The organism is Rubritalea profundi (assembly GCF_002954445.1).
Classification (GTDB): domain Bacteria; phylum Verrucomicrobiota; class Verrucomicrobiia; order Verrucomicrobiales; family Akkermansiaceae; genus Rubritalea; species Rubritalea profundi.
In genome coordinates this window covers 1,884,505-1,908,177 of record NZ_MQWA01000001.1, presented here as the reverse complement: position 1 = coordinate 1,908,177, position 23,673 = coordinate 1,884,505, and the positions used below count along the sequence as shown (strand labels likewise).

General features: G+C 50.4%; 20 protein-coding genes and 2 pseudogenes. 15 read left to right on the top strand and 7 right to left on the bottom strand.

The genetic code is table 11. The annotated features are described in order from the left end of the window. Positions 1 to 346 precede the first annotated feature (346 nt). The 4 genes from BSZ32_RS20580 (at position 347) to BSZ32_RS08440 (ending at position 3,737) form a co-directional block, all read left to right on the top strand. Positions 347 to 694: a hypothetical protein gene (locus BSZ32_RS20580; RefSeq protein ID WP_206018773.1), complete on the top strand. Its 348-nt coding sequence runs from the start codon at positions 347 to 349 to the stop codon at positions 692 to 694. 87 nt (positions 695 to 781) lie between these two features. Then, complete coding sequence (locus tag BSZ32_RS08450) at positions 782 to 1,603, top strand: 3-keto-disaccharide hydrolase (protein ID WP_206018772.1); 822 nt, start codon at positions 782 to 784, stop codon at positions 1,601 to 1,603. Positions 1,604 to 1,641: 38 nt separating this feature from the next. Beyond that, positions 1,642 to 3,156, top strand: coding sequence for a DUF7133 domain-containing protein (locus tag BSZ32_RS08445; protein WP_129589665.1), 1,515 nt, complete (start codon positions 1,642 to 1,644; stop codon positions 3,154 to 3,156). Beyond that, complete coding sequence (locus BSZ32_RS08440; RefSeq protein WP_105043034.1) at positions 3,153 to 3,737, top strand: c-type cytochrome; 585 nt, start codon at positions 3,153 to 3,155, stop codon at positions 3,735 to 3,737. Before BSZ32_RS08445 ends, BSZ32_RS08440 begins: the two co-directional genes overlap by 4 nt. A gap of 58 nt (positions 3,738 to 3,795) precedes the next feature. Here BSZ32_RS08440 and BSZ32_RS08435 read toward each other — a convergent pair whose 3' ends face one another. After that, entirely contained in the window at positions 3,796 to 5,229 is a 1,434-nt protein-coding gene (locus BSZ32_RS08435) for a sulfatase family protein (protein WP_105044799.1), read from the bottom strand. Positions 5,230 to 5,636: 407 nt separating this feature from the next. On the opposite strand from BSZ32_RS08435, the gene BSZ32_RS08430 reads away from it, so the two are divergent. From BSZ32_RS08430 to BSZ32_RS08420, 3 genes and pseudogenes are all read left to right on the top strand, one after another. Beyond that, positions 5,637 to 6,434: a hypothetical protein gene (locus tag BSZ32_RS08430; RefSeq protein WP_105043033.1), complete on the top strand. Its 798-nt coding sequence runs from the start codon at positions 5,637 to 5,639 to the stop codon at positions 6,432 to 6,434. Between the two features lie 86 nt (positions 6,435 to 6,520). Then, positions 6,521 to 6,655: pseudogene (locus BSZ32_RS18355) on the top strand (DUF1501 domain-containing protein); the annotation flags it as partial. Positions 6,656 to 6,784: 129 nt separating this feature from the next. Next, entirely contained in the window at positions 6,785 to 7,660 is an 876-nt protein-coding gene (locus BSZ32_RS08420) for a hypothetical protein (RefSeq protein ID WP_105043031.1), read from the top strand. Positions 7,661 to 7,932: 272 nt separating this feature from the next. Here BSZ32_RS08420 and BSZ32_RS08415 read toward each other — a convergent pair. From BSZ32_RS08415 to BSZ32_RS08395, 5 genes and pseudogenes are all read right to left on the bottom strand, one after another. Further along, positions 7,933 to 8,508 (bottom strand): annotated as a pseudogene (locus tag BSZ32_RS08415) (YdeI/OmpD-associated family protein). A 760-nt stretch (positions 8,509 to 9,268) separates the two neighbouring features. Then, a complete protein-coding gene (locus BSZ32_RS08410) occupies positions 9,269 to 10,774 on the bottom strand; it encodes a glycoside hydrolase family protein (protein WP_105043030.1) in 1,506 nt (501 codons plus the stop codon). Positions 10,775 to 11,175: 401 nt separating this feature from the next. Next, positions 11,176 to 12,681, bottom strand: coding sequence for a DUF1254 domain-containing protein (locus BSZ32_RS08405; RefSeq protein ID WP_105043029.1), 1,506 nt, complete (start codon positions 12,679 to 12,681; stop codon positions 11,176 to 11,178). 48 nt (positions 12,682 to 12,729) lie between these two features. Further along, a complete protein-coding gene (locus tag BSZ32_RS08400) occupies positions 12,730 to 13,074 on the bottom strand; it encodes a DUF1254 domain-containing protein (RefSeq protein WP_105043028.1) in 345 nt (114 codons plus the stop codon). Beyond that, positions 13,068 to 13,721 carry a hypothetical protein gene (locus BSZ32_RS08395; protein ID WP_105043027.1) on the bottom strand — a complete coding sequence of 218 codons (654 nt, stop codon included), beginning with the start codon at positions 13,719 to 13,721 and terminating at the stop codon, positions 13,068 to 13,070. Before BSZ32_RS08395 ends, BSZ32_RS08400 begins: the two co-directional genes overlap by 7 nt. A 458-nt stretch (positions 13,722 to 14,179) precedes the next feature. Here BSZ32_RS08395 and BSZ32_RS08390 point away from each other — a divergent pair, with 458 nt between their 5' ends. Then, the gene (locus BSZ32_RS08390; protein WP_105043026.1) at positions 14,180 to 15,190 is read left to right on the top strand and encodes a ligand-gated ion channel; all 1,011 of its coding nucleotides are present in this window, start codon (positions 14,180 to 14,182) and stop codon (positions 15,188 to 15,190) included. A 29-nt stretch (positions 15,191 to 15,219) separates the two neighbouring features. Here BSZ32_RS08390 and BSZ32_RS08385 read toward each other — a convergent pair whose 3' ends face one another. Continuing rightward, positions 15,220 to 15,984, bottom strand: a complete 765-nt coding sequence (locus tag BSZ32_RS08385; RefSeq protein ID WP_105043025.1) for a porin family protein — start codon at positions 15,982 to 15,984, stop codon at positions 15,220 to 15,222. A gap of 123 nt (positions 15,985 to 16,107) precedes the next feature. Between BSZ32_RS08385 and BSZ32_RS18790 the strand changes: the two genes are divergently transcribed. The 7 genes from BSZ32_RS18790 to BSZ32_RS08355 all read left to right on the top strand — a co-directional run bounded on the left by BSZ32_RS18790 (position 16,108) and on the right by BSZ32_RS08355 (position 23,673). Next, on the top strand, positions 16,108 to 16,386 hold the full coding sequence (locus BSZ32_RS18790) for a hypothetical protein (protein WP_165788739.1): 279 nt from the start codon (positions 16,108 to 16,110) through the stop codon (positions 16,384 to 16,386). Continuing rightward, positions 16,314 to 17,405 carry a mechanosensitive ion channel family protein gene (locus BSZ32_RS08380; protein WP_105043024.1) on the top strand — a complete coding sequence of 364 codons (1,092 nt, stop codon included), beginning with the start codon at positions 16,314 to 16,316 and terminating at the stop codon, positions 17,403 to 17,405. The genes BSZ32_RS18790 and BSZ32_RS08380 overlap by 73 nt, the downstream gene beginning before the upstream one ends. Positions 17,406 to 17,759: 354 nt before the next feature. Next, positions 17,760 to 18,740 carry an AAA family ATPase gene (locus tag BSZ32_RS08375; protein ID WP_105043023.1) on the top strand — a complete coding sequence of 327 codons (981 nt, stop codon included), beginning with the start codon at positions 17,760 to 17,762 and terminating at the stop codon, positions 18,738 to 18,740. 28 nt (positions 18,741 to 18,768) lie between these two features. Then, the gene (locus tag BSZ32_RS08370; RefSeq protein ID WP_105043022.1) at positions 18,769 to 19,659 is read left to right on the top strand and encodes a DUF58 domain-containing protein; all 891 of its coding nucleotides are present in this window, start codon (positions 18,769 to 18,771) and stop codon (positions 19,657 to 19,659) included. After that, positions 19,649 to 20,569, top strand: coding sequence for a hypothetical protein (locus tag BSZ32_RS08365; protein ID WP_105043021.1), 921 nt, complete (start codon positions 19,649 to 19,651; stop codon positions 20,567 to 20,569). The genes BSZ32_RS08370 and BSZ32_RS08365 overlap by 11 nt, the downstream gene beginning before the upstream one ends. Further along, positions 20,569 to 21,597: a vWA domain-containing protein gene (locus tag BSZ32_RS08360; RefSeq protein ID WP_105043020.1), complete on the top strand. Its 1,029-nt coding sequence runs from the start codon at positions 20,569 to 20,571 to the stop codon at positions 21,595 to 21,597. The genes BSZ32_RS08365 and BSZ32_RS08360 overlap by 1 nt, the downstream gene beginning before the upstream one ends. Positions 21,598 to 21,603: 6 nt before the next feature. Beyond that, positions 21,604 to 23,673, top strand: coding sequence for a vWA domain-containing protein (locus BSZ32_RS08355; protein WP_105043019.1), 2,070 nt, complete (start codon positions 21,604 to 21,606; stop codon positions 23,671 to 23,673).

Sequence of the window (23,673 nt, the reverse complement as noted above, 5' to 3'; positions counted from 1 at the left end):
AAGGGAGAAAGTGGTTATTGACTCTGGTATGATGAGCTTTGATGCATCAGACACCCATTTTGACAATTTTGAGACATTCTGGTAATTCTGTATGAAAAATTGTCGTGTAGTGTGATCAAGGATAGATTGAATGTAGTTCATGAATGGCACGATATTGTTACTCACTTGAGCTTCCTCTAATGCATTGAAGTATCTCTGCCTTTCCTCATGCTTAATGATCAACCAAGGCAGCTTTTCTTTACAAAGGAAGTCAACCCCCTTTCTCCCCCTCTCCGATCTCCCCAACAACGTCCTCAGGGACACCACGCAAAAAGCAAATACCTAGCAATGTTACGCCGCCAGAACGATGGCTGCCTACATCGACCTCAACCCAGTGAGAGCCGGGATGGTGCGTGACCCGAAAGATTATCGGTGGAGTGGCTACGCGGAAGCAGTGGCTGGTGGTAAGCTTGCTAGAAATGGCGTAATGCGCGTCCTCAACGAACTCGACAGCGACACAGCCCACGACGGCTGGAGCGGCGCTAGAAACATAGGAAATACGATTGGCGCAGCGTGGCGCAGCGCTACCGGCTCTGCCTATTCGAAGACGGCGCGAGCTATGGCGAACCCACCGCCGACGTCCAAAGAACGCGGACGCAGCGCTCCGAAGAAGCGGCTCCCCATCGGAATCGAAAACATTCCTGAGCTAAAATAGCGTCCTCGCGCGTTTGGAGTTCTACCTCTCTGGTTTTCTTTTTTGAGTTTACAATGCCTGACTAGAGACTTAGTAAGAACAATCAAGATGATCTTATCAAATAACTTCGTTAAAAAATGGAATCTCCCGGCGGCCACAATGACCGTGATTGTTACTGGAATAGCAACGATCCTCACGGCTGAATCGGCTAAATCGGCTGAACCCGGTGAGGGTTTAACCAAGGGGCCGCTCGATGGGAAACGCCCCCACGATGCGGTCCAGTTGGTTGGCAAACGGGGTCATGTCTTGATTCCTGAGAAGGAGGAAGTGAAGAGCCAATGGGTGTTTAAAGACGGCGTGCTGACGGCATCACCGGAGAACGATAGCTTGGTGACACCTGAGACCTACACAGATTTCAAAATGCATGTTGAGTTCAATGTGAACAGCGTGGCCGGTGTCGATCCAGAACAGAATGGCAACTCCGGCGTCTATATCCAGCAGCGTTATGAAATCCAGATTCTCAATTCCCATGGAATCGCTACGGAGGATTACAAGGCGAGTTATGCCGGCAGCCTTTATCGCCAGAAAAAGCCAGATAAGCTTGTTTCCAAGCCTGCGGGAGAATGGCAAAGCTACGACATTATTTTCCGTGCTGCCCGTTTCGAAGGAGAGAAGAAAGTTGCCAATGCTCGGATCAGCGTGAAGCACAATGGGGTGCTCATTCATGATGATTATGCGCTCACTAACAAGACTGGGAGAGGGAAGAAGGAAGGGCCCGAGCCATTTCCTATCAAGCTCCAAGGCCATGAAAATCAGGTGAGATTTCGCAATATTTGGGTTCAGCGTCTGAAACTTGAGCCAGGGAAGAAGGATGCACCCAAAAAAGAAAAAGAAAGGCTACACCTACGTGATGCCCGAAGGATGCGCTAGGCAGCTTCCGCCTACACGAGGACTTTGAGATCACCACCGTGGTTCACGAACCGGAGGTGCAGAACCCATTGGCGCTTAGATTCGATGGCGATGGACGGATGTGGGTGGTGGAAATGCGCGCCTACATGCCGGATGCCAATGGCACCGGCGAGGAGGAACCGATTGGGCGGATCTCCATTCACGAGGACACTAACAATGACGGAGTCTGTGACAAGACCAGCGTCTTTTTGGACGGACTGAACCAGCCGAGGTCCATAGCTCTTTACAAGAACGGCATCCTTTATGGCGGGCACGAGAAACTCTACTTCGTAGAAAACGTCAACGGCAAGGCTGGAAAGATGACGGTGATCGATGAGAATTACACCCAGGGTGGCAACGTGGAACATCGTACCAATGGCCTATTCCGCGGCCTCGACAACTGGATTTACAACGCCAAGTCTGATACCCGCTATCGGGAGATTGACGGGAGCTGGGTCAAAGAAAAAACCGCCTTTCGTGGTCAGTGGGGGATGGCCCATGACAACTACGGGCGGCTCTATTACAACGAAAATTGGTTCGGTATCAAGGTCGACCAGTTGCTACCAAACACCCTGAGGCGCAATCCTAACTACCTCCTTGATCGAGGTCATTTTAAGCACATTTCTTATCGTGACAAGCTCTACCCAGCACGCATCACTCCGGGTGTGAATCGCGGTGGTGAAGGTGCCATTGACGAGAATGGATATTTAACTGCGGCGACCGGTGCTGCCGGCGCAGTGGCGTATCGAGGTGATCAGTTTCCGCCAGAATTCCGCGACACCGCGCTTTTCTGCGAACCCACGGCCAACCTTGTCCGCATGGTTCATGTGAGCCGGAAAGACGGTCTGCTTTCGGGCGAGCACCTGATGGGTGAGCGTGAATTTCTAGCCTCCACCGATGAACGGTTCCGCCCGGTCAATCTTTTCAATGCCCCTGACGGGACACTCTACTGCACCGACATGTATCACGGTATCATCCAGCACAAGCACTACCTAACAAAGTATCTGCGTGAGCACATCACCCATCGGAAGCTAGAGAGTCACCCGCGTCTTGGCCGGATCTATCGGATCAAATACCGCGACAACCCTCGCGGCCCTCAGCCCAGGATGCTTGGGAAAAAAGCCGTCGCTCTGGTGCCACTCCTCGCGCATGCAAATGGTTGGTGGCGGGACACCGCACAACAGCTGATCATCGATTCGGGTGATGCTGCAGCCATTCCAGCGCTGACTGAACTTGCCTCTGATGTGAGCAAGCCGTTAGGTCAGATTCATGCTCTTTGGACACTTGAAGGACTTGGGGAAGTCAACCTCACAGCCATCAGCGGAGCTTTGAAATCGACTGACCCTTACGTCCTCGAATCTGCAATGCGGCTGGCGGAATTGTTACCTGCAGATGATGCAGTGACCTTGTTGCCGACACTCACCGATCTAGCAGGCCGATCCCGCTCCGGAGCCGTGGTGCAGAGGCAGCTCGCCGCGTGCTTGGGACGACTGCCCTCGAAGCAAGCGTTGATTCTGCTAAACAAGTCCTCGTGAAAAACATCGGCGTACCGTATTTTAGGGAGGCGACCATCAGTGGGCTCGCAGGCCGCGAGCAGGAATTTAAAGATCTGCTCGGAGATGATTTTAAGGATGCGCAGTTCATCAAGTATCTTGACCACTGCCTGACCCCAAAGACGACTGCCGCAGCTTATAAAGCACCACGTGATAAGACGCATCGGGAATCCTACCAGAGGGGTGAAAAGTTCTACATTGCTAACTGCATGGCCTGCCATGCTGCCGATGGAAATGGGCTTGAGCACCTTGGGCCGCCCTTGGTGAAATCCGAATGGGTCATGGATTCTCCAGAAAAGCTATCAGCGATTTTGCTCCAGGGATTGATGGGGGCTGTCACCGTCAACGGAAAGAAATACACACCGGTGGCGGCGATGCCCGGATTGAAGCACGCTCCCGAAATCACCGATGCGCATCTCGCTGACGTGGCAACCTTCGTGCGTCACGCCTGGAACAATCGAAAAAGCGCCGTTGATCCGGCAACGATCTCGAAGGCTAGGAAGCGATTTAAGGAGCGCAACTCGGCATTCACCCCCGAGGAGCTTGGAAAAATCTATCCCTAGGCCGAGCCGGCTGGGGAGTCGATTTGATCTAACTAAATTGCGGGTTGCAGCCTCATCATCACTTCTTTCTTTTCCTTAAGCTCTCAATTTTTGGGCGGGTGTAGCGCTCGATATACTCGTCGGTTCGGCTGCGCATGCCCTTCAAGATCGCGGCATGCTCCGGATCGTTGGCGAGGTTCTTGAGTTGGTCGGGGTCTTTTTCCAGATCGTAGAGCAGCTCCTGAATGGGCTTTTGCTCATAGTAACGGGCGTAAGTGAAGCGCTTGCCATGCAGCCCACGCCACTTCGGTATCCGTTTGTGGTTGTGATGGTGCTCATTGAAAAAATCATTGCGCCAGGAAGCCGGGGTCTCTCCTCGAAGATAGGGCACGAGGCTCGCCCCTTGATATTTGTCGGGAACGCCAACTCCCGCTAGCTCGAGGATGGTTGCTGGCAGGTCGAGGTTCATCACCAAAGGAGGGATCACCCGACCACGCGTGGGCTTTTCGGATCGAGGGTCATACATAATCATAGGAACACGTAGGGACTGCTCGTAGTGGCTCCACTTTCCCGCAAAACCTCGATCCCCCATGTAGTAGCCGTTGTCGGCGGTGTAAATAATGACGGTATTTTCCGCTAACCCCTGCTTCTCCAAGGTCTCTTGGACGCGTCCAACCACTCCGTCCATTCCCGATAGCATTCGGTAGTAAGCTCGGATGTTGGTCTTGTACTTTTCCGGGGTGTCCCATCGCCAGAACCAGCGATCACGGTTCATCGACTCTTTGAGAAAGTCCGGCTGCATTTCGAAATACTTCGGATCGCCAAGCCGTGGTGGTTTTGGCTCATGGTCCTCGTACATCCCATTCACCGCCTTCGGCCAGGGAAAGTGCCCGATCCCCGGACGGTGGTCTTGATCCCGCGCGTGGGCAATGTTGAAGCTCATATAGAGGCAGAAGGGTTTTCCCTTCGGCTGGGACTCTAGGAAGGATACCGAGTGATCTCCGATCAACTCCGCGGTATGCCTATTACTTCCATCCTTTTGCTTCACATGATGCGGCCCGCCATTAATCACCCTGTGGTGATTGAACATTCGTTTCAGCGCTACTTCGTTCTTCTCCGCGAACCTCACATGCTGCTTGCCGTAGAAGCCGTTGCGGTAGCCGGCCTCGCGCAAGAGTACCGGAAAGCTGCTATCCACATCCATTTTCTGAACAGGAACCGCTGGCGGCCCACCTCCGGTGAAACCGTGGCTGGTCTCCGTCAAACCGGTGAAAATCGTTGCCCGACTCGCCATGCAGATCGGCGTGTTGACGTAGGCGTTTTCGAAGCGAACCCCCTGCTCCGCGAGACGATCGACATGCGGCGTCTTGATCACCGGATGCCCGGCACAACCTAGGGTGTCGTTACGTTGATCATCCACGAGGATGAAGATGATGTTCGGACGGTCGGCAGCGGCAATGAGATTGAGCGAGGTCAGCCCCAAGAGGCCGACAAAAAAGGGAAAAATATTCATTAGATTGTCTTTTATGAGATTTACTTGGCTTTGGGTTTCCACCAAACAGCGATTTCCTTAGGCAGCGAAGTCACCCGTTCAGCTCGCTCGCCCTCGAGATTTTTCAGTTCATCGGGATCAATTTTCACGCTATAGGGCCTCACTGCTTCCGTGTCTCAGACATGGAAATTCTTGTATTGTGCGGTGCCTTTGCCGTGATGGCGCACGAGTATTTGCCATTCTCCACCCACGCACCAGAGATGCTGCATAATATCGGCAGGATCATCCACTGTCAAGTTGTGAATCGACTTCACCCCCCTGCGATTCTATTCACTTTTTGCCATTTGCCCCTTGCCTGACCGTAGTCCACTCGTCATTATCATCTCTTCCCCTCTCAACGACGCCACCCAAAAATAAAATTCCTAGCAATGAAATTACGACTCATAAAAACAGCCAAACTCGCCTTGGTACTCTTCGCCGCGCTCGCGCTGCCAAGCTGCCTCCAAAACGAGACCACCATCACGCTCAACAAGGACGGCAGCGGAACCATTGTTGAGGAAACCCTGCTCGGTGCCCAGATGCTCGCGATGATGACCCAGTTCGTCCAGCCGGGCCAGCCGGATCCCGTCGCAGAGATGTTCAAGGAAGACAAGGCAAAGGCAAAGACCGCAAAGCTCGGCGAAGGCGTCGAATACGTGAAGACCGAGATGATCAACAAGGACGGCAAAAAGGGCGCCCGTATCCACTACAAGTTCGCCGACATCAACAAGCTCTCGGTCAATCCCAGCGATGTCACCGATGACATGCAGCAAGAGGGAGCTCCTGCCGAGAAAGATAAGAAAGACGAATCCATTAAATTCGCCTACGCCGATGCCAAACTCAAGATCATCGTCCCACCCACCGACTTCGATGACATGAACATGGACGACGCGAAAGGCGGGGATCCGCAAATGGAGGCCATGATGAAAGAGATGATGAGGGACATGCGCATCACCATGAAACTCGTCATTGCGGACGGCATCGCCGCCAGCAGCGTCAGCCACGTCAAGGGCGACACCGTCACCCTCTTCGATGTCCAGGTCGGCAAGATGCTCGAACAAAAAGACGCCCTGAAAAAGATCTCAACAACTGCCAAGACCGACATGGAAGCCGCCAAGGCCGCGTTCGGAAAACTCGACGGCATCAAAATCGAGACCAAGAATGACGCCACTGTCACGATCAAGTAAGCAATTAACAAGGCACGGGCCTTCCTGCCCAGGCATCACCCGGACAACCGGCGGCAACGCCCGTTGGTTTTTACCAGCAACCTTCTATCAGAGACTTCCACGCCACTATGCTACAGCTGCTCGGCCTGAATCATCATCATTTGACCGCCAAGCATCAAGGGCTCGATAAAAAACTCACTGGCGTCGACCCTGCCAAGGTTGTCAAAGAGATCCTCGCCTAACACGCCCCCCCTTTCTCCACTCTCAACGGCGCGCTGAAGGACACCACCAAAAAGAAAATTGCTAGCTATAGTACTTCCTAGAGGCTCTTTTCTTCTAGCCATCTAGCCGCACCGCCCACACTCTCTTTTGTGAATCTTCCCATAATTTCGGCAAAATCCCTCATCGCTCTATCAGTGGCGTTTTTGCTAGACCATGGATTCGCACAAGCACAAGACGCTACTATTCGCCCCGGACGGGAGCGCCGACAGGTGCGTCGCACCTCTGCGCGAGAGGAATACCCGGAACTGACTAGAAAACTACTGAACCCACTCGCTCGGGTTCTAACCATCCCCACTAGCTTCGAGTACTTGGAGGGGGCTGGCATAGAGGAAATCGGGCAGACCTTTACCACAAGAATAGCTCCCCGTGTCCCCTTCGTATTAAATAACGATTGGCACCTCATCAGCAAGACCGACCTCGCTTGGAGTACTCATAAAAATGTGATTGGCTCCACCGAACAAGAAGGACTAACAGACTTTATTCAGACTCTCTTTTTCTCACCAGACCGATCCCTAGGATGGGGAATCTACTGGGGAGTAGGCCCCACCTTTGTCCTTCCTACTGCAACCGACGATTTCCTTGGAACCGACAAATTCAGCATCGGCCCCAGCGCAGCAGTATATAAGCAAGCCAAGCAATGGACCACCGGCGTCCTTTTCAACCACGTCTGGTCAGTCGCCGGATCTGATGATGCCAACTATGTCAGCTCCAGCCGTATCGAGCCCATGATTGCCTACACCGCCCCCACAGCCACCACCATTGCGGTGGGAGCTGAAATCAATCGCAACTGGCAAAACAACTCTTGGCTTGTCCCCGTCGAACTCAGAGTCAGCCAGCTCACCATGATTTTCAATGCCCCAGTGCAATGGAGCATCGGCGGAAAACACTATTTCAGTGATGTCGATAGCGCCCCTGATTGGGGAACCTTTTTCCAGGTCACCATTCCATTAGACCAAAGCCATTAGACCAAAGCCATTAGACCAAAGCCATTAGACCAAAGCCATTAAGTTCCCGAAGCGCACCAGCGGTCTGCCCCCGATGGCACTTAGTTAAGCCGATTTATCGCGATCTCCAACGGAGACAATCATACAAGCCTAGGGATGAAACGCCGCGCATTCCCTAGCTGAATGGCAAAGGAACGTCTGTTGGCTGAAGGCCAACTTCATACGCCTGAAACCGTTGCTACCACCAGAGGTCAGAGCCTTCGTATCCATCTGCTTTTTCGGATTTTTGAAGACTAAGTCGGCTTTTCTTCGCTGATAAGCATGTCTATGAATTTTGCAAATCGCCTCTGTCTGGTTTCGGGTTTCTTCGCACTTATCAATCCGTACGCGATGACATAATGACTCGATTTGGTGAGCGTTTCAAAAAATTATTTTGCCTTCGGCATACTATCTAGTGCAGCTAGGAAATCCGTCGGCACTTTCATTTCACTTGCCGCATAGGCATTCTCCCATCGGCCGTCTGCTTTGGCAGCACGAACGTGCACGAGTCCTGACTCCGTCATCCGGCCCTCGATTATCAAACGCTCCACATGCTCTCTGTTCCTTTTCGACCAGTTGCTTCGCGCTTTTCTTGGAGTGACCCGCTGGAGATAAGCTTGGTCATCGATTGACTTCTTGACGCCATCGATCCAGCCCCAGCAAAGCATCTCAATCACGACATCGTTCCAAGTCACGCTCGGAATCCCAGTCTTTATCTTGAATATCTTCACCCACAGTTCACTTTCGATGGCGTGATTCAGCTTAAGCCACCGGCCAAGATCTTTCGGCGATGCAAAGGTCATAATTCTGGTTGGATCGGGTTCAGGCATAAAAATAGATTCTCTTCGGCATAACGCCAAAGTGTGGCGCGGCGTTAGCCGTTGCCACCAACTGTCTGAATGTTGGGGCATACAATTCTTGCATGAGGTCACAATCTGTCCAGATGTTTTGTGGAATTCAATCCCGACCACCCGCTGAATTACTGTCTTTCGGTGGGCTCAGCAATGGGTCACACACTAGTGCCCATCAATCTTATAGAAATGCATGTTTCTCGACGCGCCATCCCCTACTTCTCTAGGAAGTATGGAATTTATCAGCTCTGACCTTGCTCTATCATCCTTCGTTCAAACGGCGTAGCGACCACAGACCACTCTTCTTGAGTCGACCTTTCGGTTCACTGCTGCCGCTTTTACGATCAGAACTCAGGTAGCCTCCTTTGAGGCCATCGATCACTTCATTGACCCATTCGCGGCTGCCTCACACAGCTCCTTCGACAAAATAACGTGACTTGCATCGGGCGATTTCTGCGATAGAAAGCTGCCCATTTTTTCCTCTCTCCTTTTCGACTAACATGCTCTTGTAGCGAGCCCCAGCAGTCCACGCAGGAGGTCCGAAATAAAAGGCTTACGTCATGCATAGCGCGTGAAGAGCAAATCTTATGCGCATGTAGAAAGGGTTTTTCTTCACTGGAGGTGAAGCACTTCATAGCCCCCAGTCTGCGTGAAACGATTTCTGAGGGCTACGTCACTCTAGAGGATTACGATACCGAAGGTATCGCACCACGTAGGCTATGAGGTCGAGCGAAGTCTACTACTCAAAGCCAATAGTCACCTTATCTAACAATGGCTTGGCGTCAGCTCCATTGGCAGCAGTGACCCGGATCTCAAACTGGAAGCCGTAACCTTTCGGTAGTAATTTTGTATCGATCACAGCAGGAGTTTTCACCACGTGCTTGGCGTAGCCTGGCTTGTGGTCGTAGCTTTCTTTGACCGACTGCCACTCTGTCCATTGGTCGATTTTTCCGTCATTATCGGTATCGACACCGGCGCGTCCTTGGACTCCATCGACCCACGGTCCCGGACTGGTAAAGTCTTCGTTGAACTGGGTGATGAGATAAAATTGCCCTTCCGCAAAGGTGATGTCAGGGTCGGGATGACCGTGGCCGATGTTGCCGCAGAGGGTGAATGGTTGGTCGAGGCTCTCTGAGGTGAACCAAGCGGCACTCATCCCCTTGCCACCCTTCTTATTAGATGCCGGGTCATAGTCAGCGAAGAGGTAGTAGCGGTCACCAATCAAGATCGACGCCCAGTCGCCAAAGGCATCTTGTTTCGGAAGGTGCTCGTTGTACTTCAGCATCGCAGGGAATTGATGTGGGTGTTTGTACTCCAGCACTTTGCCTGTAGGTTTTGTCCGTAGATCGATGGCTGGTGGAAGGATTTTCCAGTCCTTAATACCATCGTCAGAAATGGCATGGCCGGCTAATGGTGAGTCCCATGCCTGTTTGCTAGCATTGAGTGGCGACCAATCTTCGTAAATGAAATGGAACTTCCCATCGGCTCCACGAATCACCGCATTGTCTGACCCTTTAGATGGATCTGCGAACACTAAACCAATGTCATTACCCATTTTACCATCTGTAAGATCTGAATCGATAATGAGATGTGGGTCTTGGTCGTTAGGATTATCATAGTAGAGATAGAACTTCCCATCTTTGTACTCAGCGGTGGTCATCCAGCGCGATTTATAATTTGAGACTGGACCGTGGTGCCGCCAGTTCTGCATGTCTGTAGAATGCCATGCGTGGTAGCCACCTAGTCCAAGCTCCTCGCCGCCAGAGCCATTGGTTTGACGTGGATCTTTCGCAGCAACTCCTCCGCCCTTTTTGCCGTCATTTTCATTTCCTTTGGCTCGTAGCGCAGCAATCTGCTTGTCACCTTCTTCGCTGGACATTTTCCGCATGCAGACTTTTTCCTCAAGCCGCAGAATCGCGACTTCCATCTTGTTGACAGCCCCGCCGCCGTAGCGGGCAAACATCCAGTAGTCTTTATCTTTCACGGAAAGAAACACTGGAGCGTCATTGGCATTTTTAGGCCCTACATTGGGAACCTTTGTCCAGTTCAGCCAACTGCTAGATTGCTCGATAGCTATTGGCTTGATTGCCTTTTTCTCGGCGAACTTTTTGATGACACTGGTGAATTCAGCCTTCTCTTTCAGTGGTGTTGCCAAGCCATCTTTAAATTCAAAATTCTCAGACTTGGAGGCATTCTTAGCCCACTGCGCATCAGTCGATATTTCCCAGGATTGCGCAGCATTCACTGGCGAGGCTCAGATGGAGGACAGGCACAGGATCAGTGGGGTTCTTTTCATAATTTTAAATGCGTTGGTAAATTTTTCTATCGCTTACTTTAACTTTTTTCGGCTCTTCACACGCTACGCATGACGGCTAGAGGTGACAAATTCCGCGTAAGTTGACTTTGAATGTGTGTGAAAAACATAAATTTCAAGGCCTTATACCATTTGATCGGTTAGCTTGTCGGGATGATTCTGAGAATTTTGAATTCTAGCAAGGCGCAAGGGCTGGATAAGGATCGGGTGGGTTCCTGATAAATCAGCGTACCTCTTCGGTTACAACAATCGGCCGTCATCCATAGCGTGTGAAGATCCATAAAAGCCCCCGATTCACACGAGGTGAGACGAGGGCTGGAAGCGTGAAGAGTTTACTTTACCATTTCTGGGTCACCTGGCTTCCAGGTTTTATCATAGAATGATTCGAGTGGTCCATAGAGGCGCAGAATGGTATTCCACCCCTTGTTAGGATTAGTTTGGATCCAGTTCTTCTCCATCCCTTTCGGAGCCTTAGGGCCGAAGTAGATGTCAGTCGATCCGTCGGCATTCTGTTTGATGCCTTTGCCGTTACTGTCGACACCTGGCAAGCGCTGGTCCGTCTGGAGCATCGCGCGGGTCTGGTTGTCATAGAGGGTGAAGGACCAGAAGTCCTTCGCCGGGATGTCCTTCGGCAGGTTGATCTTGTAAGTCTTGCTGCCGTCTAGTGCCTTGCCGTCCTTGTCGAGGTAAGCGATGGCATACTGCGACCCTTTACCTACGTTCTTAATTGCCATGGCAGGCGTGATGCCGGTGGCGTAGAAGTGCATGTAGATGCGGGAGTCCAGCAAACGCTCACCGTGGAGCAGGAAGTCGTAACGGCCATCGATGAAGGGATTGGTCCAAACTCGCTCACCTGGATAGAGGTAGTGACGCTGATCGCTGGGACGAGCAGTCTTGGCGCGAGCTATGACGGATCCAATTTTGGCGGCGTCTGTAAGGATTTTTTTCATCCGAGCATCCGGTTTAAATTCCTGACCTTTCTTAATGCCGATGGAGGCCAACAGGCCGCGAGTATCTGGGTCGAGACCTTCGAGTGGCTCGGCCTGAATAGTTCCGTTGAGTTCCTCCCAATAACCGTAGTCCATCCGGTGGATGGTATTGTCGTACTTACCTGAAACATCCACGAAGTTCATCTTTGGTGGGTTGTCCTTCTTGGAGAGAGGGTACATCTTGAAGAGCTTCTTGGTGGCATCGATGGCTGGCTTTGGTGAGCCGTCTACCTGGAAACCCCGCCAGATGACCCAGTTACCGTGAGTCGATGACTTCGCTACATGATAGCCGTCCGGCACATCACCTTCGTATCCCGGAGGCAAAATCAGAAACTTGCCACCTTTACCCTTGTCAGGGCCGGCATTGCCGAAGTCTACGACGTACTTGAACCAGGAATCATTGATGAAGCCCAACACGTTGGGAGGAGTCTCGATCACCATAGGCTCATCGCCAAGTTCCATCCACGAGGCCATGTAGACGGAAACTGTATTCGGGGTCAGCCAGATCGCTTTCGAATCCATCAAGTCTTCGAACAATACCGCAGTGGTATTCGGCGGTCCGTGCTGCCGCAGGCCCTTCTCCATTGCATACATCGAAGCAATCGGAAGACCGTTTAGGAAGGCTTCAGTGGCACGACTGAGGTCAAGGTAGTCATAGACTTTATTGGTTGTCTGGGCATCCGGGACACCATCCACAGAGGTCAAGGTACCGATCGATGTTTCCAGCTTATTAGGGGTGGCCACTCCTTCTGGAACGGGAGTGCTCATCTTCATTTTGGGCGATTCGGCCCATGCTTGGGTGGCCAGTGTGGCCAGCATTGCAGTGGTGATTAGTGTTGTATATTTCATTGGATCTATTTTTGATTGATTGTTAGCCGGAATCGTAAAATGCGAAGGCTACTTCACTGGCTCTGGTTTCACTGGGTTGATTTTTTTGTCGATCACGTCTTGGGTCGCTCCGTAGTTGCGGACAATATAATTATATTCCTTACCACCAGAGCTGATATTATTTATTTTACCTTTGGCGTTGAAGTGCACAGTGATGGAAACGTCAGCATTAGGTTTCCAAGTGTAGCTGTTGATGTGGGAGTTGCCCTCAACCAAGTAGCCCGCTGTATCGTAAATGGTGAACGAGGTGAAAAATTTGTTGCCGGGATCTGGGAAGGTCACTGACATTGGTGCGTTGCCATCTAGGTTTTCGGAAGAATTGTAGGTGTTAGATACGTTGACCTCTGTCACCATTCCTCCCAGCCAGCGGTATTTGACCAGGTGCGATGTTCTTCGTTCACCGACATCTTGCCGTCACCATAGACAAAGGATATTTTCGAATCTAACATCTTATTGTTGTACTCAGTAGTGAGCTTGTGAAGCTGTTTTTGGTCGAAATTGGGCATCACGTAAGACTTGCTGCCATTGCCAGTCACTTTGAGACCAGTTTGCGCCTTGTGTGCAGCAGCGAAGGATTCTTTAGAATGGCGATCCTTGACCACGGTTCTCGCAGCGATGAAGAGGTACTCGGAATCGTTCTTGAGCTGGTAGGTTCCAGGCTTGGTGAAATAGTATGGCGTGTAACCATCAGTATCTAGAATCATCACAGATTGGTAGAGGCCTGTATCTGGGATGGTGAGGGTCATTTCGCCATCGTTTTGATACACACCAACACTGTAGAGGGTGTCTAGATTCATGCGGATGGTGGGAGCCTTTGGCCCAACAGGAGAGAGCTCTTTGAGGTGGAGGATCTTGTTGTCGTCGCCTAGCTTGACCCAGTTGTTGAAATTTCTAGCAGTCTCAGCTTGATTGTAGTTCTTGAAGCTGACGTCGATTTTCTCGGCTGCGAAAGCGCTAGCGGCTAGAGTCACAAGAGGAAGGATGAATAGGTGGTTTTTCATAATGGTTTATTTTTTAAATTTGTTAGAATATTGGGAGGTTTTCCAGAAGGATAGGTAGCATAGACTGTTTGTGAGACGGTGGTCAATTAGATTTCAGTGACGCAGTCGTTGCTTGAGATCAGTTCAATCGGCGGTTCTGTCGTTCTTGACGATTCCCTTGACGTTCGTGACACTCCGCTGGTGAAGATGAGAATGAAAGTGGTCCGAGTGTGAGCAATGTGGTAGTTTTCATATTAGTAGTTATGGGGTGGTGTTTTAGTTGTGATTTCAAAGGTATAACCTTGTGATTACATGTAACTGGCTACATGATGAATTTGTTAGTATGAAGCGTATCTCGTTGGCCCGTAATGCGGCATTTAGTCCCTTTCCATCTTATCTACGTAAAGGCGTGCGAATAATGCGCACCCTGTTTCCCAAAAACTTCAGACAAAGCTATCAAACCAGTACATAAATTTCCTATGAAAGCTCCATTTAGATTCCCGTCGTTATTGTTCTCTATTGTTTGTTATTTACTGCTATTTATGGGAATTTCTGTGGCAGATGTTTCGCATCCTAACTCCGAATTGGGCGAGCCCACTGTCGTGAAAATGCGCTATGTGGTTCTAGACATCGATGGTGTTGACAGCGCGGTGCAAAACTTCACGATGAACTTGTTTTTTAGCGCCGAGTGGATGGATCCACGAGAGGCGCACGGTGGGGACGATCCAGTGAGCAAAGATTTGTCAGATATTTGGCACCCCAATATTCAGATTACCAATCGCCAGAAGATTTTTAAGACCATGGAGGATGTGGCCAAGGTGCACCCCAATGGCAAAGTGGAAGTCGTGCAGCGTGTGTGGGGAGATTTTTCTCAAATCTTAGACCTTAAAAACTTTCCATTCGATTCACAAAATTTTGACGTGACTATCGTTTCTGTTGGTAATTCAATAGACGAAGTCCAATTTAGTTTAGACAAGGAGCTTCCCTCGGGTATCTCACCTCAATTTTCGTTACCCGATTGGGAAATTAAGGGGCATAAGGCATGGAGTCATAATACCTCGGTTTTTGAACAGATGGAAAAGACTGCGATGTTTACTATCTCGTTAGAGGCTAAAAGGTACAATGAATACTATATAATCAAAGTGATCTTGCCATTGTTTCTTATCGTGGCGATGTCCTGGATCGTATTTTGGGTCGACCCTGAGCAGGCTGGCACTCAGATCGGTGTAGCTACGACCTCAATGTTGACTTTGATTGCCTATCGATTTTCGATCGATAATTTGGTGCCGGCAGTGTCTTACCTAACGAGAATGGACACCTTCATTCTAAGTTCGACGTTGTTAGTTTTCGCGACTCTAGGTGAGGCTGTAATTACTTCAGTTCTAACAAAACACGGTAAGACGAAGCTGGCAACACGGATGGACCGCTGGTGTCGGCTAATCGTGCCTGCAGGCTTCCTTGCGTTAGCTTGTCACGTCTTCCTCGGCTGAATCTAGTCCAAGGAAGGTGGCTCAATAGGCTAGAACGAGTACCTGGCGCCCAAGAATGGGCCTGATGTGTCTACGTCGTAGATGAAGCCATCTTTGGAGTAATCAATCGACTGGTAACGGTAACCACCGAGTAGAGCCCACTTGTCATTGATGTTGTAACCAATTGATCCGAGAGCTTGCCAAGAGCTATCAGAGGAGACGCCAAACCCGCCATATTCTCCAGTGAGGTTTACGCTCCATTTATCTGAGAAAGAGTGGCTAAGTTTGAGCCCTATTGCTGGATCCACCCAAGTCGCAGAATAGCTTCCGCCTGCTATAGCTGAACCAGATAAGCTGTTGTCGATATAGTTGTACATGACCGCGCCATAGGCTGTCAGTGAGGTGGCGTCGTTACTGTAGATCTCATATCCCATGCCTAGTTCCATTCGGACTTGTTCGACTCCGATGTTCAAAGATTCCCCTGCTGGGCCGCTGGCATCTGCACCTAGTTTTACGTATTGAAAATCAAGGAAAGATCTAAATTTTCCCTTGTTGGCTTCTAGTAGAAGAAAGCCTGCGAAGTCGAGATTGTCCAAGATGTCGCCAAAATCAGCATCGATGCTTGCTGGTGGCAGCCCTGGGAGGCCAGATGTACCTTTGATGCCAGAGATCCATGCATAGGGAGAAATGCCAAACTCCCAACTATTAGCAGGCGGAATGATTTCGATCTCTGTCCCTTTTTCGCCAGCGTAGAGGTGACTAGCGAGTGCGAGGCTGGTCGCAATGACAGTGGATAGCAGTTTCTTTTTTTTCATGAGTGGGTTTGAAGTGAATTGTTAGTCTAAATAAATGAATATCCTAACGATGGCAAGCTCAGACGCCATTTTCATGGGGTTGTAGATTTAGATTATCGTGTTAATGTCGCTGAAAATCGACTGATGAAAAAGTATAAATTGTTAGGATTGTTTAGTGTTTTTTGGTTGGCTTTTAGCCTTTCATTGGTTGCTCATGAGGCTGAGGGGCTGACTGAGAAAGTTGCTTCTGCTGAGATAGTACTAGTGCCAGATCTGGAAATTCCAGTATTACAGTTGGCGGTCCAGTTGCGACCGATGAGGAAAGCCGCCTTGGAAAAGCAGATGGAGTTATGGCTGAGAATGCTAGAACAGCAAATTACTTTGACTGCAGACTACACCGTCGGATCAATTCTAACGAACTAAAAGGTGAGGATGTGGCGCAGTTTGAAGCTCTAGTGAAAGAGTCTCACGGAAAAGAGTTAGAGATTTCTGAACGGTTGAAGGTGGTGCTGGTCGAGCTGGAGGCGAAGGGCGGTGATGTGAAGGAAGCACAAGCGTATATCAACTCGGCGATGGATGTATCCGCTGAACTCGATTCTACAGGAAAGGTACAGTATGTTATCGGAATTTTTAGTCTTTGGTTCATGGACCGTGAAGGTGGGATTGTATTCGCTGGCCGATTGGGTGTGGCAGCTGCGGTTATGCTTGGATTTTGGTTCTTATCACGGCTTTCAAAGCGTCTGGTGAAAAAAGCTTTTGTGAAGAATCAAAAAGGTTCTCGGATAATGAGGAATTTCACCATCAGATCGATCGGTTGGGTTGTCATGACAATTGGTATAATGGTTGCCTTATCCACCCTTGGTGTTGAAGTCGGGCCTATGATGGCGGCATTAGGAGCAGGTGGATTTATCATCGGTTTTGCTCTGCAAGATACTATAGCAAATTTTGCCAGTGGTATGATGATCATGGTTTACCGACCTTTTGATGAAGGTGACTTCGTTGAGATTTCTGGTATCAGCGGAAAAGTTGAGAAAATGAGCTTGGTTTCAACGACTCTCCTGACCTTGGACAATAAAGAGTTGATCATCCCTAATAAAAAAGCCTGGGGAGAAACCATCACCAACTACAGTGGGAGAGATGTGCGTCGTGTGGATCTCGTGTTTGGCATTGGTTATACAGATGATATTGAGAAAACGATACGTGTGCTCAGAGCTCTTTCAGTAGAGCATGCATTGGTATTGGAGGATCCAGGGACTACAGTGGGTGTTCATAGTTTGGGCGATTCATCAGTGAATATTTTCCTGCGTCCTTGGTCTAAAACTGAGGATTACTGGGATGTGCATTGGGACCTCACCAAGGCGGCTAAACAGAAATTTGATGACGAGGGAATCTCTATACCATTCCCTCAGCGCGATGTGCATGTACAGCAGATTCATGCGTAAATAGATAAATGCTTTTGATTACTGACGTCATACAAAGTGAGACACTGGAGAGTGACGTCGGTTGATCGTCTTGGGCTTGGTGGTTGGTAGTCACCGCCACAGATCTCAGAGTCTGGAGCTCTGAGATTTGAAGTATTGTCGGCCTCCGAAAATTAACTTTACCTGCCCCATTTCTGAGTGTTTCTCAAAAAGCTAGAAATCATGGCACTTTTTATATCATAAATCGACGTTCATTTAAAATCGGAGTAATTCAGCCATTTTTTCATATTCACGGTAGATTATCATCTATTTAACGTATATCTCTCAGAGAAAGCTACCTCACATGGGTAGTACTGCTTTCAAACATCTTTCCTCATGAGCCAAGACCAATCCTTTCAATTAGAAAATCAGAAAATTTCCCAAGTGCGGCAAGAAATCGGCGAAGTCGTTGTCGGCCTCAGCGACCTTGTCGATCGCTTAATCGTCAGCCTTCTCTGCAATGGCCACGTCCTCATTGAGGGATTCCCGGGTCTAGCAAAAACGCTCACAGTCAGCACCATGGCTCAGACTCTGGGTGTTGATTTCAGCCGTATCCAGTTCACTCCCGACCTGCTTCCTGGTGACCTTATTGGCACACTGATTTATAACCAAAAAACGGGCGACTTCACCCCACACAAGGGTCCTTTGTTTTCCAATATTGTATTAGCCGATGAAATCAACCGCTCACCCGCTAAAGTTCAGAGCGCGTTGTTAGAGGCTATGCAGGAGAAGCAAGTAACGATTGGCAACGAAAGCTACCCACTCGATGAGCCCTTCCTCGTGCTGGCTACTCAGAACCCTATAGAACAAGAAGGCACCTACCCGCTTCCAGAAGCGCAGTTAGACCGTTTCATGCTCAAAGTGATGGTCAAGTACCCAACTCTAGAAGAAGAGCACACCATCATCCAGCGCATGTCGGTGAGCAAGCCAAAGACCGCTGTTCGCTCCGTCATGTCTGCCGATGACATTCTCACTATGCGCAAGTCGCTCGACTCCATTCACACCAGTGAAGCATTAGAGAAGTATGTCCTAAGAATAGTCGACTCCACACGCAATCCTGGGAACTACGGGCTGGAGGAACTCACCGCATTGATCGGCCACGGAGTCTCCCCTCGGGCCAGTATTTGCCTAATCAAAGGAGCCAAAGCTCACGCCCTGTTAGAAGGCCGCGATTATGTGACTCCAGCCGATGTCAAATGGATCGCACCGGATGTCCTTCGCCACCGCATCTCTATCACCTACAAGGCGGAAGCTGAGGGGAAAGGTGTGGAGTACATCATCGGCCGCATTCTCGACACCATAGAAACAGTGGCTTAAAGCCCAATTTCCCGTCCTTGAACTTCTCATGCTGAACCAAAAAGAGCTCGAAAGTAAAGTGCGTCACATTGAAGTGCACAGTCGTAAGGCTGTGCTCGAGATGTTGGCGGGCGAGTACCGGAGTAGTTTCAAGGGGATGGGCATCGAGTTTGAAGATGTCCGCGAGTACCAACATGGTGACGACGTCCGATCCATCGATTGGAATGTCACTGCCCGAACCGGAAAACCACATGTAAAAACATTCATGGAGGAGCGAGAGCTCACCCTCTACTTCCTCATCGACATCTCAAAATCTGGCGAATTTGGCAGTGGCGAACATAGCAAACGCGAAGTCGTCACCCGTATCTTTGCCCTGCTCGCCTTCGCTGCATCCCACAACCACGACAATGTGGGCCTCATTCTTTTTGCCAACGGTGTGGAACAACACATCCCACCGAGGAAAGGTAAGAACCACGTCATGCGGATGATCGATCTCATGCTCAGCCACCAAACCCAGACGACTGGCACCGACATCGCTGGCGCACTCCACCACCTCAACCAAGTTCGGAGCCGCCGCTGTGTCACCTTCCTATTTTCCGACTTCTTCGACTCTAACTACGCCAATGCTCTGCGCGACACCGCACACGCACACGACCTCTCATGCATCGCCATTAGCGACCCACGCGAGAGCGTCCTACCTGCTGGTGGAATGATCGAGCTGTGTGACTCTGAGACTGGAGCCTTGCGCACCATCGACTGTCGAGATCCAAAACTCCGCCAAAGGCTCAATGAAAAGTCACTCCAACGAGAGTCATCACTGATCGACATCTGCCACGAAGCCAAGGCCGACTTGCTCAACATCAGCACAGAGGACGACTACCTCTATCAAATCATTCGCTTCCTCAAAGAGCGCAACAACCGAAGTGCCGATGTTCTCTAGATTCGCCCTTCTGACAGCGCTCGTATGCGGCTTCCTTGGAACACTGAGTTCTTGTAGCAAAAAGCCCCCAGCTCAGGATCTCTTCGAGCTCAGCCAACAAACGCAGTTCGAGGGCATCTCCCTGCATTTACAGATATCCCAATCTTCGCTCAAAACCAACGAACGCGCACGGGTCAGCCTCAACATCAAACATGATCCCAGCCTAGAAATCACCTTGCCTAATTTGGAAGGGCAACTCGGTGACTTCACCTTTGCAGAAATCATCACTCCGCCGGCCAAGCTCGATTCTCAATCATGGGTGCATCGCCATATAAGCTTCCTCATTGAGCCAGACCTCCCAGGTGAATCCACCCTTTCGCCCTTCGAATTTACAGTCGAAAACCCAGATGGTGAAATCTCGAAAATCCATACCAAACCAGTCGCTATCCAAGTCCTTTCAGTCGTTGTGGATGCTGACACCCAGCTCCGCGACATCGCCCCCGATGAACGTGATTCGCTGCTTCCATCTAACTCTAACGCCGCGATTGCTTGGATCATTGCTGCGCTGGCATTGGCAGCCGTTGGGATTTTCATTTTCATCAAAACTCGCCAATCGCCAGAAGTGATTTCAACTCAGTCCTTAGATGAGTTCCTAGCGCTCGGAGAATGTTCTAGTGAACAAATCATCAATCAAATTGAGCCGCTCTTCTGTCAGGCATATTCAGAACAAACTGGACTCAACAAACAATGTGCCGATTTTGATAGCCTTTGCAGAGAACTCACCACCCCACCCACTGAGCTAGCCGATCTAGCCTCCCGCTGCGAGTCAGCACAGTATGGTAAAAAAATCCTCTCTGAGGACGAGATAAGAGACATCTATCAGCAGCTCTCAAAGTTCCTCTATACTGATTTTAGAAAGGTGGTCCGCTGATGACTTTTGCAGCACCTTCCGCATTCTACCTACTCTTGCTTCTTCCTGCCTTGTGGCTCTATCAACGTCGGCAAAGACGTGCTGATGCCATCGGCTATTCCTCACTCGAACTCTTCGAGGGAGCCCCCACGACCTGGCGCCAACGTCTACTTTTCATCCCACCACTTTGCCTACACCTCGCACTTGCATGCCTCATCACCTGCCTAGCAAGGCCCCAGTTAGAAACCACTGACTCACGTGAAGATCGCGAAGGCATCTCTATCCAGCTATTGGTGGATGTCTCTAGCAGCATGGACATGGACATCCAGACTGAGGATGGGCCGATGACTCGGATGGAAGTGGCTAAAAAGGTGATGGAGGAATTTGTCGCTGGCGATGGAAAGGACCTCACGGGGCGGCCAGATGACATGATCGGCATCATTTCCTTCGCCAGATACTCAGACAATGTTTGCCCAATGACACTCGGCCACGATGCGCTGGTCTACATGATCCGCGAGCTCACCATCAATGACCGCCCCAATGAAGATGGCACAGCCTATGGTGACGCCACAGCGCTCGCAGCAGCGCAACTCAAGGCCCATGAAGACCGCGAAGGGTCACTCAAAAGCAAGGTCATTCTTCTGCTCACCGATGGTGAAAATAACTGCGGCGAACAGATGCCGATGCAGGCGGCCTCGATGGCTAAAGAATGGGGAATACGCCTCTACACGATCAGCCTACAGAGCACTCATCCATCACGTCTTGTCACTACCGATGAAGGGAAATTCTTTCGCCCTCAGACGCTCTCTGAGTCCGACCAGGTGCTTGAAAAAATGGCGCTCGCTACCGGTGGAGTTTACCGGACGGCTCATGACCTAGACTCCCTGCAAGCCGTCTATCAAGAAATCAACACGCTTGAAAAAACCAAACTAAAAGAAGTCGAATTTTCAGATCTTGATGACGCCTTTAGCTCCTTTGCCCTAGCAGCGCTGAGCTTGCTCCTTCTCCGCTACATTCTCAACGCCACCCTCCTTCGCATCTCTCCCTAGCAAGCTATGAGCGAAATAATATTCATCCAACCCGTGATGCTGTGGCTACTACTTCTCGTACCAGTCTTCGTCGTGGTATTCCGTATCCGGCTCACGCGGCAGCGATGTGACCTGCAAGGCTTTGGTGAGGGTGCCCGTGGCCGACGCTCAGAACACATTTCAATGGAACCATGGCGGCTAGCACTGCTTGTCATATCTGCCATCACGATCATCCTAGCTCTCAGCCGACCAGCCATCAATCCTCACCCAAAACTCATCGCTCGAGATGGCCGCGATGTTGTCTTTATGCTCGATGTTTCCAAGAGCATGCTGGCGGAAGACCGCCTCCCTAACAGACTTGATTCAGCCAAAGCATCTATCGCTCAATGTGTCGAATCGCTTGAAGACCACCGAGTCGGATTGGTCGTTTTCGCGGGTTCATCCTCCATCGTCTGCCCACTCACCATGGACACAGACTTCTTTCTAGATGCGCTCGATAAAACTGGACCAGACAGCGTGGCCCACGGCGGCACACGGATTGGTGACGCCCTGCTGAAAGCTTGCGACAAGCTCTTTTCCGACTCGAAACACGGCTACCGTGACATTGTTTTGCTCAGCGATGGCGGTGACCAAAGTGAGGGAATCAGCTCGGCAGTCGAACAACTCAACGACAAAAAAATCCGTTTACTCGCTATTGGAATTGGCGACGAGAAAGTAGGGGCTCGCATCCCTGTGGCGGATGGCTCGTCAGACTACATGCTCTACAAAAAGCAAGAAGTTTGGTCGAAGCTCGATGGAGCCTTACTCAAAAATCTCGTCAACAGCTGCAACGAAGGGGCCTACATCCCCGTCGGAACCAGACAGATGAATCTCGACCAAATCTATCGGCGTATCAGCAGCCAAAGTGAAACCCAACAACTCGCTGAGGAAAGCGTGATTAATTACGATGAAATTTTCCATTGGTTCATCGCGCTGGGCCTATTTCTCCTGCTGCTCATGGCGCTTGTCCCCCACACCCTCCGACGTCCACGGGCGCTCTCGCCTGCAGTCATCTCAAGCTTCATCATTCTCCTTCTGGTCGCCCCGCAGAGCATAGCGTCAGACAAGGCTCAATCATACTACCTCCAGGGCAATGCTGAATACCGTGATGGTGCTTATGACAACGCCGCTCTCAGTTTTGAAAATGCACTGACAGAAAAACCTTCTTCCAAGCTTGTTAGAGACATCACCTACAACCTAGGAAATGCGTATTTCAAAGCATCCAAAACGGCTGAAACAAGCTATGCCTCGCTCGCACTGGTGGAGCAAAGCATCGCCAAATACCGCCTAGTCCTCTTGCTCAATCGAAGCGATCAAGATGCCGCTATCAACAGCGAACTCGCGCGGATGGAGAGAAAAAAGCTCAAGCTCACTATTGAGGAACAAGAACAGCAGCAAGCAGCCATGCGAGAAGCTCTGGAGGAAATACGTGAGATGCTCACTACTCTCATCACCCAACAAGCTGACAACCTACCAAAGCGAGAACAAGTAAAAGCGGCTCCAGCACAATGGGATCTGCGGCAAATGGCAGTAGCCACTGGAACTAAGCAAGTGAGCACACTGATAGAAGACTACAATGAAACCTATTTCAAAGGAATCCCCCCTGAAGTCACTCCCCTCAAAGACACCCGGACTCACGTCGCTACGGCTGAAGAAAAACAAAAGCTCAGCCTCGATCTCTATCTAAGCGAGTGGCTCAAAGCTCTCACGAACGGCCGGGAATCTCTGCATGCTCTGCAGCAAGCCTTACTAGCCCTCCCCCAAGATCCGCAAGGTGACGCCGCCCCGTCTGAAGAGGGAGAAGATGGCGAACAGGGTGAACCCTCTGAAAGCAGCGAAGAAGGAGAAGAGGGCGAGGGTGAATATGGCGAAAGTGAAGGCGGAGAAGAAGGCGAAATGAATGACTCAGACACCACCAAAATGGACCTCGACTCCATCGACCTCCCACCACTGAGCAACTCACCCCAAGACATCATCCGCATGAGCCAAGAAATGCAACAAGCCCGACAGGCTGCCGGCTCAAAGAAACAAGGAACTCCCGTAGAAAAAGATTGGTAA